Source organism: Rivularia sp. PCC 7116 (assembly GCF_000316665.1).
Taxonomy (GTDB): domain Bacteria; phylum Cyanobacteriota; class Cyanobacteriia; order Cyanobacteriales; family Nostocaceae; genus Rivularia.
Genome location: NC_019678.1, coordinates 745,785 through 762,061, shown reverse-complemented (window position 1 = coordinate 762,061; position 16,277 = coordinate 745,785). Strand labels below are relative to the sequence as shown.

Here is a 16,277-nt window from a genome sequence, read left to right as displayed (position 1 = left end):
TATTTCTTTGTAGGGTGTGTGACGCGACAAAACAATTTGAACGTAGCAAAATCGTATCGTCATCGCGTCACGCACCATTACTCTGAATTAAAACCTATATTTATAGATCATCAACTTTCCAAGCTTTAAACTAAGATTTAGTATTACTATATTTTTTCGTAAATATGAATTCATAGTTTCATGCAACCAACATTAAAACCAAGAATAAAAATCTGCTGTATTTCCAGCATAGAAGAAGCATTTATGGCAATTAATTACGGAGCTTCAGCATTAGGATTTGTATCTCATATGCCCAGCGGACCTGGTGTAATATCAGAAGAATTAATTACCGAAATAATCGCTCAAATACCGCCACCCATCGCTACTTTTTTGCTTACTTCCAGTCAAAATGCCCAAGAAATTATTCAACAAATAAAGCGTTGCGGTACAAACACCGTACAAATTTGCGACAACATAAAATCTGGAAATTACCAAGATATTCGAGAAGCTAACCCAGGAATTTCCATAGTTCAAGTAATTCACGTCAATGACGAAGAATCAATCAATGAAGCAATTAAAATCGCACCATTTGTAGATGCCATTTTACTAGATTCCGGAAATCAATCTCTTGATGTAAAAGAATTAGGAGGAACTGGAAAAATTCATAATTGGGATATTAGCAAAACAATTCGCGATCGCCTAAAAATTCCAATCTTTTTAGCAGGAGGATTAAAACCTGAAAACGCCGCTTTAGCAGTAAAACAAGTAGCACCTTTCGCCCTTGATGTATGTAGTGGAGTTCGTACAGATGAAAAACTTGATAAAAATAAACTAAAACGTTTTTTTGAGCAACTTTAGTAAAGCTTGTTTCAACGTCATAATAGACGTAAAAGCCAAAACCTGAGAACATGGCAATTATTTCTTCTACTCAAAAACAGTCCCAAGTCTTCTACCCTAGTTCCGACGGAGAACCCGTAGCTGAAACCCATATTCACCTCTATGCTATACTAACTACCCTGGAAGTACTCAGACAATACCTCCAAGGACAACAGGCAACTGTTTTAGTAAATCAATTTTTATACTATGCTCAAGGTTTCCCAAAATTACGAGTAGCTCCCGATGTTATGGTAATTTTCGATGTTGAACCGGGAGGAAGAGATAATTACAAAATTTGGGAAGAAGGTAAAGTCCCTTCAGTTGTTTTTGAGATGACATCAAAAGGTACTCAAAAGCAAGACATCGAACAGAAAAAACTTCTATACGAACAATTAGAAGTACAAGAATATTGGCTTTTCGATCCTAAAGGTGAATGGATAGAAGAAAAATTGCGCGGTTATCGTCTGCAAGGAGAAAGTTTCCAATTAATTACAGATAGCCGCAGCGAACCTTTAAAATTACGTTTAACAATAGAAGATGAATTAATTGGTTGTTACCGCGAAGATACCGGAGAAAAACTATTAATTCCCGATGAATTAGCAGCTAAATTAAGTGAAGAAACCCAGCGTGCAAATGAGGCTGAACAACTTTTAGCTCGTTATCGCGAACGTTTTGGAGATTTAAACGAGTAATTATTAATCTTTTAATTTATAGGGTGCTGTTACGGCTTTAATATCTTCAGTCATAAACTACCATCTTGAAAATGCCGTAACGCACCATCCAAGATTTATTTAATATATGTCAGAATCAAAATTTACAAAATTAACATCGGAGCAAGAAGCTTTGATTCCAGTTTATCGGGAAAAGTGGAAAAAAATTGCGCTTTCAACTGAGAGGATTGATAAAGAAAAAGCAACGGAAGCGGTGAAACAAGCTTATAGTTTTGTCGGTGAAAAAGAGCCGAAAATGCTGTTTTGTAGAAGTCCAATAGAAATATTACAAGAATTACAAAGACGAAAAAAAGAAAATATAGTATTTCAACCACTAAATAAAATATGGAAATTATTTATCAACCTGCATGACAACATAATCATAAAATTAGAAGAAAAATTCGGAGAATATATAGATGATGAAATTTATCTTCAATTATCCGAACCAATAAATCTTTGTTGTGAAGAAATATGGGGAGGTATTAGCTCAACTTTATTCAATAGGAATTTGTTTCCACTATTTTATGAATTAGGTAATGATTGTAAATTCAGTCATGAGACTATACATGCTAGCTTTTTAGATTACTATCTCAATGTTTTAAATATCAGTATCAATAAAACAAACAAATCACAATGGGAAATTTATAAATCATTAGTTTTATCTTGTAGTTGGATATTCTTTGGTAAAAACACTTGCTTTGTTTCCGAACGTCCTTTCACCCTATTCTTCGATGATGAAAATTTACTTCACGCAGATGCTAAACCAGCAATAGAATATTCAGATGCGATAAAAGTATATGCCTATCATGGAATGATAATACCCGAAAAATACGGAAAACATCATCCAAATCAATGGAAACCATCATGGCTTTTACAAGAGCGAAATGCCGAATTAAGAAAAATACTAATTCAAGAAATATGTTACAGCCGGATTCTTGAAGAATTACAAGCCATAGAATTAGATTCTTATCAAGAATATACTTTACTTAAGATTAATTCAGATATCGACATCGAGCCAATTTACTTATTAAAAATGATTTGTCCTTCAACAGGAAATATTCACGTTTTGCGCGTACCCCCTCAAATGAAAACAGCCCGTGAAGCGATTACTTGGGTAAATTGGGGAATTCCACCAGAAGACTTTGCAATTCAAACTTAATAATTCTCTATTACCTCTTACCTCAGCCTACTCAGCGCCTCTGCGGTTTTTTCTTAAAAATTTAAATTAGAATGATTATTTTAAACATACTTTTCTCGTTTTTATCTAAATAATTGGTGCGTGACGGTATAATCAAATTCTTAATCACAAAACAAAATTGTTCTGCACCGTCACACACCCTACAATTGATTTAATTTAATTTAATCGCAATAAATAATTTTTTCTACCCCCTCTTCCCCATCTTCCCCCTCTTCCCTTTCCCTAATTAATATGAGTTTAGAGAGTTTTAAAACTCCGCATTCTCCGGAGTACGTGGGAACGGAATCACATCGCGAATATTCGCCATTCCCGTCATAAACTGCACTAATCTTTCAAAACCCAATCCAAAACCAGCATGAGCTACGGTACCGTAACGACGTAAATCCATGTACCACCATAAATCTTCTGGTTTCATTCCTTGAGCTTTAATGCGATTTTCCAACACATCATATCTTTCTTCCCGTTGGGAACCACCAATAATTTCACCAATTTTCGGCGCTAAAACATCCATGGCGGCAACGGTTTTTTCATCATCGCTCAACCTCATATAAAAAGCTTTAATCTCTGTCGGATAATCGCTAACAATAACCGGCTTTTTAAATAATTTCTCGCATAGATACCGCTCGTGTTCTGATTGTAAATCTAAACCCCAACTTACGGGATATTCAAACTTAGTATCGGCTTTTTCTAATAGTTTGACGGCTTCTGTATAAGTAATTCGTTCAAACTGATTATTGATAATATTTTCTGCGGTTTCCAATACTGTTTTATCAACTCGCAGATTGAAAAAGTCCATATCTTCGGGACATTTATCCATCACATATTTGAAGACATATCTAAGGAACTCCTCAGCTAAATCCATATCTTCCGATAGTTGACAAAAAGCCATCTCCGGTTCAACCATCCAGAATTCTGCAAGGTGACGGGAAGTATTGGAATTTTCTGCGCGGAAGGTAGGGCCAAAAGTATAGACGTTTCCAAACGTCATTGCCATAATTTCGGCTTCTAACTGACCGCTAACTGTTAAATATGTCGGTCTACCAAAAAAGTCTTGACTGTAGTCTACCTTTTTATCTTCTGTTTGAGGAATATTCTTTAAATCCAAATTGGTGACGCTAAAAAGTTCGCCAGCACCTTCGCAATCGCTAGCGGTGATGATTGGCGTATGAACCCATAAAAAGCCACGCTGCTGAAAAAAATCATGAATAGCCGCAGCACAAGCGTTACGTACCCGAAAAACCGCACCCAAGGAATTAGTACGACTGCGTAGATGTCCAATTGTTCTTAAAAATTCAAAAGAATGACGTTTTTTCTGTAGCGGATAAGTTTCTGGATCTGCTTCGCCATAAACTTTTAGCATTTCCGCTTTTAGTTCAATTCGCTGTCCTTTTCCTTGAGACTCAACCAGTACTCCCGATGCTTCCACAGAAGCACCTGTATTTAATTGTTTTAAAATATTTTCATATTCTGGCAAATCTTGGTCTAGCACAACCTGTAAACTAGCCAGAGATGAACCATCATTCACTTCAATAAAAGCAAACCCTTTTAACTCGCGCTTTGTTCTTACCCAACCTTGCACCTTCACCGATTCGTTGGGTTGAGCGCTCCGTAATATTTCTGCAATCCGCTTCTCTATCATAGAATTTTCTTCCAAGAATAAAAATTAAGTACTGTTAGTTGTTGTTTGTTAGTTGTTAGTTGTTTAATCTACTAACCACTATCTACTAATAGACTTTAATAACCAGCCTATGATAACGCCCAATCCACCAAAACGGACTACTTGCCAAAACAAGTCTTTCAAACCGCTTTTAGTAAATATAACGCTACCACCAAACAGCACTAAATAACTCTCAGAAAACAACCCTAAAGCATTATCCAAGCTTTCCAACTGTTGTTTAATTTGTTTCAACTCCGCTTTTAGCGATCGCGAAGTAGTTTGCTGCATTTGTTGCTTAATTTCATCGAAACGTTGCACCAGTTCAATCTGGCGCTGTTTATCAGCCTGCATTTGAGCGTAACGCTGTTTTAAGTCACTAAGACTTTGCTCTGCTGATAATATTTCATGCTCTAATTCTTGTTCGAGATTCTGCTCGACTGATGAAGAGGAAGATTGTTTAGGCGACTCCATGAGGGACGTAGTACACTAAGAGAGCTTTGACATTTAGACAGTTACCAACAAGTTTCTGCGGTCCGCCAGTGCTTGATTTTTGCTAGAATAATAACCGCTTATTAAGTGGTTACTCATTCAAAAAGCAAAACCAAGCGACTATATTAATCGATAATCAAGAAAACAGCATCTAAATAGCTAGAAATTTCTTGTCTTCTCATATAATTACGGACTATGCAAAATTGCAAGCCTTGAACTACTTCAATTGCTTCCGTGTTTTATAAGTTAGGAATGAATGTCTGTCAATTCCCAAGAATCCAGAGCAAAATAAATTTAAGGCCATATAAACAACCTATAGATTATGTCTCAATCCAGCCAACTGCCTAAAACTAGTCAATTGCAAGATTACACTACATTAGAACTAGCCCAAACTTTATTGGAGAGATTAAGTATATCTCCTAACGATTGGCATCGTCTTAAGTCTAATCGCAAAGTTCGCGCTTGCGAACAAACAGCAGCAGCTTTGGTATTTCTTCTTTCCGAACAATCTGAAGAAGCACAAGTCAGATTAGAACAAGCCAGTGGCTGGCTCAATCGTTCTATTAGTGCCCCACCTTGTCCAACTCACGGAGACAAAAAAGATGGTTAGTTATTGATTGTTGGTTGCTTGTTGTTTTTCAACTCCCGCCCTTACAATTCGTAACTCTTAAATCCTAACTTCTTAACTAAATAATAATTAATTCCGTAACAACGGTATTCTCGACCGTTTATGCTCTAATTGCTTACACAAGCGCAATTCCGTACCTCTACGATTCCATTCTACCTGGTCAAAAATTAGATGCAGTATCGATAAACCGCGACCATTTTCTGATTCATCAGGTGGCAAATACTCGGTGGGATCTTCTTCACAATCGCATTCAGGAATAAATCCTTTGCCTTGATCTGATATTACCCACCAATATCTATCATCAATTAAAGAAAAACGAACTACAACTTTTTTTCCAGGATCGAGATTATTGCCGTGCTTCGCTGCATTCACTAGGGCTTCTTGAAGTCCTAGTCTTAATTCGGCTTGCATTTCTCCTGGAATTTCTGCCAAAAGCAAATCTAAAATTGGGCAGAGATATAGAGTTGAGGCAAAACTAATAGTGCCCCAATTACGTCCTACCGGACGAAGTGAAATGGTAATCACAAGAGAAACCCCGTAGCTTTCGGCGACCGCTAGACATGACTTTTGCTATCTACCGCGCACCCTGAAATTCAGTTGAGGTGGTCATGCTGACTTAACTTCTATGTCTGTACAACTAATTTTTGTATGCTACTTAGCATTGACTCTTTTTTTGAAATAAAGGTTGCTCAAATTTTGATCAGCAATTTTTTTTCTACAAACTTTTACGAACTATAAACTTAATTGAAGTAACAATGAGTATTTTAATACTTCTAAAACAATGCTGATTTGTAATTTAAACAACTTATTATTTCTTTGTTTGGAGTCGGCTCAGAGCGTGAATTTCTTTATACAAAAGGTATTCTATATTTAGATTAATTCAATTTTAGCATTTTTACTATGCGCTAGACTACAATTTTAAAATTTCACCTTAGAATTACACTAAGTAACTTGACGGGCATCAGATAGTACAAGAAATGCAGCAACTTCCACATGAGCTGTTTGAGGAAAAAAATCAGCGGGTTGTACTCGCGACAAAGTGTATAAACTATCTTCACAAAGTTGCTGTAAGTCGCGAGCAAGTGTTGCTGGTTTACAACTTACGTAAACAATACGGTATGGTTTTAATTTGCGTAAAGTTTCAATTACAGTGCGATCGCATCCTTTTCTTGGTGGGTCAAGTATAACAATATCTGGTTTCGTAGATATCCGAGACAGTAATTCTTCTACCTTTCCCGAGTGGAAGGTTACGTTGTTTATGTGATTATACTGAGCATTAATTCTCGCGCTTGCGATTGATGATTTTTGTATTTCCAAACCAATAGCAAGATGTACTTGTTTAGCAAGGGGTAGAGTTAAAGTCCCAATGCCGCAATAAGCATCAACTAGTATTTCCGTGCCTTTTAAATTTAATTCTGATTGAATTTCGTACAATAATGATTCAGCAGTTTCAGTATTTACTTGGAAAAAAGTATCTGGTTTTATTTGAAATTTAAGAGAAGCAAACTCTTCTTCTAAATAAGGATTTCCGGCGATTAACCTGCTATCATCACCAAAAATACGATTAGTGCGATCGCTCTGAAGATTTAACATCACTCCAACTAATGAAGGATATTTTTCTAACCAATCCTGGGCTTTCTTTTTAATTCCTGGTAAATTCAAGTCTTTGACAATCAAAGTCAACAAAACTTGTCCGGTACGGCGACCAACACGTAAACCTAAATGGCGTACTATTCCGTTATGAGTGCCCTCGTCATAAATTGACCAACCCAATGATTGGATATCTTGTTTTACCTCTACTAAAAAAGGATTTAACCGCGAATCCTGTACCGGGCATTGGTTTAAGTTAACTATCTGGTGAGAAGATTTTTGATAATAACCTGCTATAACTTTGCCACCAACAGATGTTCCCATCGGATAAGTAGCTTTATTGCGGTAATCCAATGGCTTACCCGCAGTTAAGGGGGCATCTACTTGCGGTTGCTTAAAACCACCGATACGCTCTAAAGCTTGAATAACAGCTTTACGTTTCGCTTCTAATTGGTATTCATAGCTAATATGCTGCCACTGACAACCGCCACATTTATCCGCAACAATGCAATTAGGTTTAATTCGATGAGGCGACAATTGTAATAATTCTTTAACTTTGCCTCTGCTATAATTCCGCTTGACATTTATTAAACGGATAAGTACGCGATCTCCGGGAACAGTATCCGGTACAAACACTACCAATTCACCGCTTCTGGCAACACCATCACCCGTATCGCTCAAGTCTGTAATTATAGTTTCAACCAGATCGCCCTGCTTCCATTTTGTTCTAGTCATCCCACATCCGTTATCAGCTGACGATTAACAATTAACAATTAACAGTTAATCGCCATCTATGACTAGCACCACAGCCTCGATCGCAATCTAAAAGTTAAGAGTTAAGAGTTAATAAGTATCTTTCTCGTTTTCCCCTTGTCTCTCCATTTCCCCTTCACTTCTTGGCACCTGAGTCGTTAAACTAACAGTAATAATTAAATTGAGCTTTCTTTTACAAATCATGACTGTAGTAAGCCAAGTTATTCTCCAAGCCGACGATCAACTGCGTTATCCGAGCAGTGGTGAACTCAAAAATATCAAAGACTATTTGCAAACAGGCGCACAACGGTTGCGAATAGTAAATACCTTAACTGAAAATGAAAAAAAGATAGTTGAGCAAGCGACTAAAACACTTTGGCAAAAGCGTCCTGACTTTATTGCCCCCGGTGGTAACGCTTACGGACAGCGCGAACGTGCCCTATGCATCCGCGATTATGGTTGGTATTTACGCCTAGTTACCTACGGCATACTCGCAGGTGATAAAGACCCAATTGAAAAAATTGGTTTGATTGGCGTTAAGGAAATGTACAACTCTTTGGGAGTTCCCGTACCCGGTATGGTTGAAGCTATTAAGGGATTAAAAGAAGCTTCAATTAATTTATTAAGTGCTGAAGATGCACAACAAGCCGCTCCTTATTTCGATTTGATTATTCAAGCTATGGCTCAATAGCTTGGCAAAAAGGGATTGTTGACATTCGACCTTACTTCTTATGTCCCCATGCATACTTTTTGACAGGAATCAAGTAAGAAATCTTGAATATAATACGGATTTAACTAATAATCCAACTTAAAATCTTCCCCACACTTGATAGTGGCTGCGGCAGAATCTCTGTCAAGTTACCAACAAGTTGTGGGGAAACTTTTTTGAGTTATGAGAACGCCAAAGAAAACCGATCGCAAAATACAAATTATCGGATAAAATTCTCTTATTTCCCCTATCCCCTATCAATATAAATATAAATACAAAAAGCCGACAGTCCTTTGCTCAAGGCTGTCGGCTATTAGTGTGTTCCCTATTAATGACTCGGCTAGAGTTCAGTTATATATATTATGTACATTTTTCTTTTATTAGCAGAGGATCTTAATCATGGATACTTGTGATTCTCGTCACAACGAGATTGCATGTTAGATGTATCAACTTTATTTTAATTATTTCTAATAAATTTGTAAGACTCAATTTACGTATATGCGCGTCTAATCTAAGTAATCTATATTATAAACAACTGTAAAAATTTCTCTATTAAAAAATGGGCAGGCTTCCTGTTCTGGGTCTTTCAGACACAGAATCGACGAGTTCCGATGTTTTAAAACGAGGGCTTTTTAAAAGCCTGCCCATTTTTTTAAGAGTAGGTCGCTAACCTTTACAATTCTTTTCAGAGAAGGGGTTTAATAATAAAAAATATTCAGTTTCACGAGTTACATAAGGAAGGACAACCTCAACCGCCGGATGTTCGATTTCTTCTTGCTGTCGCGCAAGTGCCATTTAGTTGAGAAATTACTTAAACAATATTTAAAAAATATTGCAAAATAATTCAAAACTCATCCTAAAGACAGTTGCGGTATTGCCTCAGAGGTAGATAAGTGTTTGTAATAATCTTCATCGCTTATAAAAAATGTTTTGCTTGCAAAAAAAATCATAATTTTATGTACAGATTTCCGAATTTCAAAGGAATATCTATACAATTAAGATTAATTACAACCTCGAATCATTCGACGCGATTAACCGCAGCCTAACCGCACTAAGGGTGAAGGCTGGTAAATCACACCTCCGGTGAGTGCGATCCGGTCAGACATAATTCTTGATGCACATGCAGGCAAACTGTTAAAAGATGTTGAATGAAACACGAGCTATTGATTGACGTTAGCATTGACGTTGACGTTGTTTGCCCGTTCACCGCCCACGGTGTTCCCATCCCCTCACAGAGGTTATCGGAGAGTAGGTTAAGGCATGGTAAAGCTCACGGTTTTCTTTCGCCGCTTACGGGTGTTACATAAGCCTAGGTTAAACTAAGTACTAGCCAGCCTATTTTTTTACGGAATTTTCTGCCTTATTTCGTCTCCTGTTTGTCCGAATCGAAATCGGACGAGTAAAAATAGAATAAAAAGCATTCATTTAGAGAGCAATTCAAAATCTCCGCAGTTATGACATACGATTACGATTTATTTATAATGGGTGCTGGTTCTGCTGGTGCGGCTGCTGCCTCAAAAGCTGCTTCTTTAGGTTTGCGTGTAGCCGTAGCCGAACAAGAAGCCCTTGGCGGTACTTGTTTGAATCGCGGTTGCATTCCTAAAAAGCTAATTGTCTACGCAGCTGACTTCGCGCTACATAATAAAATCGCAACTGATTATGGCTGGAGTAAAAGTTCATCGCATTTCGATTGGACGCAGTTTATCCATTCAGTACACAAGCAAATAGATAGCATAAATCGCTCTTATCAAGAAAGATTTGAAAAAACTGGTATTGAATTAATTCGGGGTCATGCCACTTTTGCCGATACTCATACCATTAAAGTAGACGGACGCAAAATTACCGCAGACAAAATTTTAATTGCTGTAGGTGCACGTCCTTTTATTCCGGATATTCCCGGCATAGAATACGCTATTACTTCCCGCGAGATGTTTCATTTACCTTATTTGCCAAAACGCTTGGCAATCATAGGGGGCGGTTACATTGGTGTAGAATTTTCTAGCATGATGAATGCTTTTGGCTGTAGAGTTACTGTTGTTGACACAGATGAAACTGTTTTAGAAGGATTTGACGACGAAATCCGCACATGCGTTCAGGAAAGCTTATCGAAGCGGGGAATCAAATTTGTCAGCAATAGTACTGCGACGCACATTAAGCATTACGAAGAAGGTTTGCTGCTAAATGTCAGCGGAAAGTACAAAAAAACCATTGCTGCCGATACTATTTTGGTAGCTACAGGGCGTGCCCCGAATACCAAAAATCTTGATTTAGAAAATGCACAAGTGGAAGTAGGGGAAAAGGGCGCAATTAAAGTAGATGAATACAGCCGCACCAGTCAAGAAAATATTTTCGCTGTGGGAGACTGTACTAACCGTTTACAGCTAACACCAGCAGCTAAAGCAGAAGCGGTTGCTTTTATCAATACAGTCTTTGCAGATCGACCCCAAACTGTAAATTATGGTGATGTACCTTCTGCTGTTTTTTCCCGTCCAGAAATAGCAAGTATGGGTATGACTGAGAGTCAAGCGCGTTCGGAATTTGGCGACTCTGTAAAATGTTATTGCAATAAATTTCAACCACTAATGCATCAATTAGCTTCTTCTGAAGAGCAAGCAATAGTTAAAGTTGTTGTTGAAGGTGAATCCGAACGAGTAATTGGGATTCACATGTTAGGCGAACATGCTGGCGATGTTATTCAATCTCTTGGTGTCGCACTCCGCAAAGGCATTACTAAGCAAGATTTAGACGATGCTATTGCCATTCATCCAACTACAGCTGAAGAATTCCTCACCTTAGATTAATCAAGGATTAACGGCTTACACTTTTACTTCCATGTCAAAAAGTTTCTTGGTTTAAAGTTTAGTGGCATCTTTGTGAAAGGAAATGGTGAGGACGTGTCAAATCTTTAAATGACCAAAAATCTCGCTCTTAAGTAGTTTTCTGGCTCAAGCCTATGCTTCTAGCCGGAGTAAGTTTAGATTAACTGTACATAAGCTTGACTGTAAGCTTATTTGTTTGTTGCTGCATAACACGCTTAAAATTATGACTTACGATTACGACCTGTTTGTAATTGGTGCCGGTTCTGGAGGTTTAGCAGCTTCCAAACGCGCCGCTAGCTATGGAGCAAAAGTGGCGATCGCCGAATATGATTTAGTTGGCGGTACATGTGTTATTCGTGGCTGCGTTCCTAAAAAGCTGATGGTGTATGCTTCTCATTTCCCTTCCTTATTTGAAAGTGCAGCTGGTTATGGTTGGCAAGTCAGCGATACTGACTTGGAATGGGAAAAGTTCATCACATCTATAGACAATGAGGTAAGAAGGCTATCAGCACTACACATAAACTTTTTGGAAAGAGCGGGAGTTGAATTAATCCAAAGTCGCGCCAGTTTAATTGACGAGCATACTATACAAGTTGATGGACGCGAAGTGACTGCGGATAAAATTTTGATTGCGGTTGGAGGAAGACCAACTAAACCCGATATACCAGGAATAGAACAGGCTATCACCTCTAATGAGATTTTCCACCTCAAACAACAACCGAAGCATATAGCCATTCTTGGTGCTGGCTATATAGGTTCAGAATTCGCCTGCATTATGCGGGGATTGGGTTGTGAAGTGACTCAAATAATCCGCCGCGACCTTATTTTGAAAGGTTTTGATGAAGATATCCGTACCGGAATCCAAGAAGGAATGATAAATCACGGTATTCGGATAATTAAAAATACTGAGGTAACATCAGTAGAAAAGACATCGCCAGGTTTGGAATTAAGTTTGTCAGGAGAACAGCAAGAAGCAGTAGTTGCTGATGTATTTTTAGTGGCTACAGGTCGCGTACCCAATGTAGATGGACTAGGTTTGGAAAAAGCTAAAGTAGATTTGGTTCCTAGTGCAGTTGAAGGGCATGGATACGGTACAACGAACGCCATTATTGTCAACGAATATAGTCAAACCAATCAGCCACATATTTTTGCTGTAGGTGATGTGACAGATAGAATTAATCTAACTCCTGTGGCAATTGGTGAAGGCAGAGCTTTTGCTGATAGTGAATATGGTGATATGAAGCTTGTTTTTAGTCACGAAAATGTTGCTACTGCTGTATTTACTCAACCAGAAGCTGCTACCGTTGGTTTTACTGAAGCTCAAGCCAAGGAAAAATTTGGAGATGACAAAATAAAAATTTATCGTACTCGCTTTCGTCCCATGTTTTATACCCTACCCCAACAGGAAGAAAGAACAATGATGAAATTAATTGTTCACGGCGAAACTGATAAAGTTTTAGGTGCTCATATGGTGGGAGACTACGCAGCAGAAATAATGCAAGGCATAGCTATAGCTGTAAAAATGGGTGCGACAAAAAAAGACTTCGACGCGACTGTTGGTATTCACCCTTCAGCAGCAGAAGAATTCGTGACGATGCGGTAAAAGTTTAATAACGAATAAATTGATTTTCACTTTCAGGGTGCAAACTATCAATAAACAATTCAAAAAACTATATATCTTACAATTGAAAACATTTTAGATTTAAGATTTTGGATTAAATTTTAAATGGTTTTAAGCCCTCAGTTTCGATCGTGCAAAATCTTCGGGATGTCTTTGGGACAGGTTTTGGCTTATATAGTAAGAAATTAACCCCATTAGGTACAATCTCTAATAATTGACAATCATTTATTAATAACCGATAAATTGCACTACATCTACCTTCACGGCTTTGCATCTAGCCCAAATTCTAATAAAGCTAGATACATAGCTGAACGCTTCGCTAAAAATCAAATAAAACTAGAAATTCCCGACCTGAATTGTAAAGATTTTTATCACCTTACAATTACACGCCAGTTAAAACAAGTTGCTGCGAGTTTGGAAAAACAGGTGGAAGTAACTATTATTGGTTCAAGCCTAGGAGGTTTAACAGCAGCCTATATAGGAGAAAAGTTTCCACAGGTTAAACGTTTGGTTTTACTAGCCCCTGCTTTTGAATTTTTGTCTCACTGGCTACTTACTTTTGCTCCAGAAGTTATACAGCGTTGGCAACAAGAAAAATACCTTATGGTTTATCATTACGGGCAAAAACAGGAACTTCCTTTAAGTTATGATTTTGTGCTCGATGCCAACCAATATCATCAAATATTTTTGAAACGTCCTATACCTACGCTTATCTTGCATGGAAAATATGATGAAGTCATTCCCATCCAAGCTAGTCGAGATTATGCTCAACAACGTTACTGGGCAGATTTAATAGAACTTAATAGCGATCACATCCTAGGGAATGCAATCTCAGATATCTGGCAGGCGGTTGAAGATTTTTGTCAGTTATCCAAAGTTTAGCTATAAACCTGTAATCTAAAGGCAGTTAACCAAAAAAATGCAGTATGTAGAATACTTAATGAGAATATTTACCTAATTTAAATTATACTCTTATGTATATTTACTTAAAGTGTACAAATAATCAAATATTAAAAGTTGAGTGACTATAGCTTATCTAAATTAAATTAGCTTTAATTTAGGACAAGATAAATAAATCTATTAAATAAACATCAAATCCGTCATGAAAATGTTGTAGGGAAGAAAAATAAATATCCCCACAATCAAGCAAAATCCAAAATCCAAAACTTATATGCTTCCTTTCCTACGCAACGATCTAGTCGAATTAGCAGCTTATAAACCCCAACTCGGAATTGGTGTAGCTTCTCAAATATCACCAGCCCCAACACAGTCAGACAAACTTGATACGAATGAAAGTCCTTATGATTTACCTATTGCTTTGAAGGAAAAGTTAGCCTGGACTTATAAAGAATTAATCAAAACTAATCGTTACCCAGATGGAGGACATTCTTTACTTAAGCAAGCTATTAGTGAATATATTAATGAATCGGCTAACCTTTCTTCCAATGTTTTTGTAAGTAATAATATCTCCCTGGGAAATGGTTCCGATGAACTAATCCGTTCAATCCTAATCTCCACCTGTTTGGGAGGTAATGGTTCGGTGTTAGTGGCTCAACCAACCTTTTCAATGTATGGAATTTTGGCTCAGGCTTTAGGAATACCTGTAGTCTCAGTACCTAGAAATTCAGAAAATTTTGAAATTGATTTACAAGCAGCTTCGGAAGCTATAGCAAAAACTCAAAAACCGCCTATCAGAACAGTTTTTGTTGTTCACCCAAATTCTCCTACGGCTAATTGCTTAACAACGGCAGAGCTAGAATGGTTAAGAAGTTTACCACAAGATATTTTAGTTGTAATTGATGAAGCGTATTTTGAATTCAGCCAAAATACCTTAGCAAGTGAACTCTCTCAACATCCTAATTGGATTATATTACGCACATTCTCTAAAGGCTTTCGCTTGGCTGCAATGCGTGTAGGCTACTCTATTTCTCATCCAGAAGTCACTGCTATCCTGGAAAAGGTTCGCTTACCATACAATCTTCCTAGTTTTTCAATAGCAGCTGCATTAATAGCTATTCAAAACCGCTCGCTTTTGCTTGAGTGTGTTTCTCAAACAAACAACGAGCGTTTAAAATTAATTAAAAATTTATCTCAATATTCAGAATTTGAAATATTTGAAAGTGCCGCTAATTTTGTTTTTCTACGCTTAAAAACGCAGTTGGGTGAAGAAAAAAATACTGCCTTAACAAATCTTCATAAAGAACTCAAAAGCTCGGGCACTTTAATACGGTTAACCGGTGGCGGATTAAGAATTACTGTAGGCTCTCCATCGGAAAACGTCCGTACTTTAGAGAGATTCCAAAAAGCTTATAACAATCTAGAATTATAGCTATTAATCAATAGCGTTTTGTTAATTTATTTCTTCAATTAAAGCTCTATTTCATTTCCCAAACGCCGCACTATTGCTACAGTTTGTGGCAAAACTCCTACTAACATCGCAAATGCTTCATCTGGTAGCTGAGTTACTACTTCTGGTGGAAAATATTGTTCAAACTGGTCAAGAATTCTTTGAACTCGCTGTTGCGGAACTGGATTTTCAGTAATTTGCTTAATTAATCTAATCCACTGCCTTCTTATTAAATAAGATTTTTGGCGTTCATCAGAGGAACTTGTCGTTAACAACATAGACGAAATGTTTCCGATTGGCAACACGTGAAGGCAATCCCGGTCATAATCGCCACCTACAGCGGCTCCAGGACCAGCAAACTCTGCATGATAACCTTTAAAAAGTATTAGCCCGTTTCGTCTACGACTATTGACCATAAAAACTTTTCCACTATGCAGTTTTGTCAGTAGATCTGAGCCATGAGATTGCTCAAGTCCATCTGGCATCACAAGATAGTCAAGAAAACAAGTGTCAGGATAATAAGTTGATACCATAGCAGTTTGATAGCGTAGGTGCTTTTCGCTATCCATCTTTTCTAAAAATTAAACAATAAAGGAACTTATTTGAACTTAAACAGGAAATAGGTCATCAAATCAATGAATACAGCTATTAGTGTCACTATTGCCTAAAGCTTTATTGTTCGGTTTAACTAAATTTAAATCAAAATAAATTAGATTAACCTATCGAGTAACCATATTTTATGTGATTTGACTGGTTTTGTCTTGCAGTACAGGAATGTTTACTTAAAGTTTCTATAAAGATAGATATTTTATATACAAAGTTAGTGTAAGCCATTAATCAATTTCACTGTTATTTTACGCTTATAGCTTGTAATACTTAATTTCAGATGGTTTAACTATCT

At 37.3% G+C, this 16,277-nt stretch carries 15 protein-coding genes; 9 read left to right on the top strand and 6 right to left on the bottom strand.

Features of this window, described 5'->3' with window-relative positions:
- Positions 1-180 precede the first annotated feature (180 nt).
- The 3 genes from RIV7116_RS02835 to RIV7116_RS02825 all read left to right on the top strand — a co-directional run bounded on the left by RIV7116_RS02835 (position 181) and on the right by RIV7116_RS02825 (position 2,724).
- Positions 181-837 carry a phosphoribosylanthranilate isomerase gene (locus RIV7116_RS02835; protein ID WP_015116756.1) on the top strand — a complete coding sequence of 219 codons (657 nt, stop codon included), beginning with the start codon at positions 181-183 and terminating at the stop codon, positions 835-837.
- A gap of 50 nt (positions 838-887) precedes the next feature.
- On the top strand, positions 888-1,547 hold the full coding sequence (locus RIV7116_RS02830) for a Uma2 family endonuclease (RefSeq protein WP_015116755.1): 660 nt from the start codon (positions 888-890) through the stop codon (positions 1,545-1,547).
- Positions 1,548-1,653: 106 nt separating this feature from the next.
- Positions 1,654-2,724 carry a DUF6745 domain-containing protein gene (locus RIV7116_RS02825; protein WP_015116754.1) on the top strand — a complete coding sequence of 357 codons (1,071 nt, stop codon included), beginning with the start codon at positions 1,654-1,656 and terminating at the stop codon, positions 2,722-2,724.
- A 286-nt stretch (positions 2,725-3,010) separates the two neighbouring features.
- Here the strand turns inward: RIV7116_RS02825 and asnS are convergent, their stop codons facing one another.
- Together asnS and RIV7116_RS02815 are read right to left on the bottom strand one after the other, a co-directional pair.
- A complete protein-coding gene (gene asnS / locus RIV7116_RS02820) occupies positions 3,011-4,402 on the bottom strand; it encodes an asparagine--tRNA ligase (RefSeq protein WP_015116753.1) in 1,392 nt (463 codons plus the stop codon).
- 78 nt (positions 4,403-4,480) lie between these two features.
- Entirely contained in the window at positions 4,481-4,891 is a 411-nt protein-coding gene (locus RIV7116_RS02815) for a hypothetical protein (RefSeq protein WP_015116752.1), read from the bottom strand.
- A gap of 340 nt (positions 4,892-5,231) precedes the next feature.
- Between RIV7116_RS02815 and RIV7116_RS02810 the strand changes: the two genes are divergently transcribed.
- Entirely contained in the window at positions 5,232-5,519 is a 288-nt protein-coding gene (locus tag RIV7116_RS02810; RefSeq protein WP_015116751.1) for a DUF6439 family protein, read from the top strand.
- Between the two features lie 87 nt (positions 5,520-5,606).
- On the opposite strand, the gene RIV7116_RS02805 is transcribed toward RIV7116_RS02810, so the two are convergent.
- Entirely contained in the window at positions 5,607-6,062 is a 456-nt protein-coding gene (locus RIV7116_RS02805) for an anti-sigma regulatory factor (RefSeq protein WP_015116750.1), read from the bottom strand.
- A 417-nt stretch (positions 6,063-6,479) separates the two neighbouring features.
- Positions 6,480-7,862 carry a 23S rRNA (uracil(1939)-C(5))-methyltransferase RlmD gene (rlmD, locus tag RIV7116_RS02800; RefSeq protein WP_015116749.1) on the bottom strand — a complete coding sequence of 461 codons (1,383 nt, stop codon included), beginning with the start codon at positions 7,860-7,862 and terminating at the stop codon, positions 6,480-6,482.
- A gap of 220 nt (positions 7,863-8,082) precedes the next feature.
- On the opposite strand from rlmD, the gene RIV7116_RS02795 reads away from it, so the two are divergent.
- Positions 8,083-8,571, top strand: a complete 489-nt coding sequence (locus RIV7116_RS02795; protein ID WP_015116748.1) for an allophycocyanin subunit alpha-B — start codon at positions 8,083-8,085, stop codon at positions 8,569-8,571.
- A 684-nt stretch (positions 8,572-9,255) separates the two neighbouring features.
- Here the strand turns inward: RIV7116_RS02795 and RIV7116_RS37325 are convergent.
- A complete protein-coding gene (locus RIV7116_RS37325) occupies positions 9,256-9,384 on the bottom strand; it encodes a hypothetical protein (RefSeq protein WP_015116747.1) in 129 nt (42 codons plus the stop codon).
- A gap of 659 nt (positions 9,385-10,043) precedes the next feature.
- On the opposite strand from RIV7116_RS37325, the gene gorA reads away from it, so the two are divergent.
- From gorA to RIV7116_RS02775, 4 genes are all read left to right on the top strand, one after another.
- The gene (gorA, locus tag RIV7116_RS02790) at positions 10,044-11,390 is read left to right on the top strand and encodes a glutathione-disulfide reductase (protein WP_015116746.1); all 1,347 of its coding nucleotides are present in this window, start codon (positions 10,044-10,046) and stop codon (positions 11,388-11,390) included.
- 241 nt (positions 11,391-11,631) lie between these two features.
- The gene (gene gor, locus RIV7116_RS02785; RefSeq protein WP_015116745.1) at positions 11,632-13,011 is read left to right on the top strand and encodes a glutathione-disulfide reductase; all 1,380 of its coding nucleotides are present in this window, start codon (positions 11,632-11,634) and stop codon (positions 13,009-13,011) included.
- A 261-nt stretch (positions 13,012-13,272) separates the two neighbouring features.
- Positions 13,273-13,911 carry a YqiA/YcfP family alpha/beta fold hydrolase gene (locus tag RIV7116_RS02780; RefSeq protein ID WP_015116744.1) on the top strand — a complete coding sequence of 213 codons (639 nt, stop codon included), beginning with the start codon at positions 13,273-13,275 and terminating at the stop codon, positions 13,909-13,911.
- A gap of 289 nt (positions 13,912-14,200) precedes the next feature.
- Positions 14,201-15,358, top strand: a complete 1,158-nt coding sequence (locus tag RIV7116_RS02775; RefSeq protein ID WP_015116743.1) for a histidinol-phosphate transaminase — start codon at positions 14,201-14,203, stop codon at positions 15,356-15,358.
- A 38-nt stretch (positions 15,359-15,396) separates the two neighbouring features.
- On the opposite strand, the gene RIV7116_RS02770 is transcribed toward RIV7116_RS02775, so the two are convergent.
- Positions 15,397-15,945 carry a hypothetical protein gene (locus RIV7116_RS02770; RefSeq protein ID WP_015116742.1) on the bottom strand — a complete coding sequence of 183 codons (549 nt, stop codon included), beginning with the start codon at positions 15,943-15,945 and terminating at the stop codon, positions 15,397-15,399.
- Positions 15,946-16,277 lie beyond the last annotated feature (332 nt).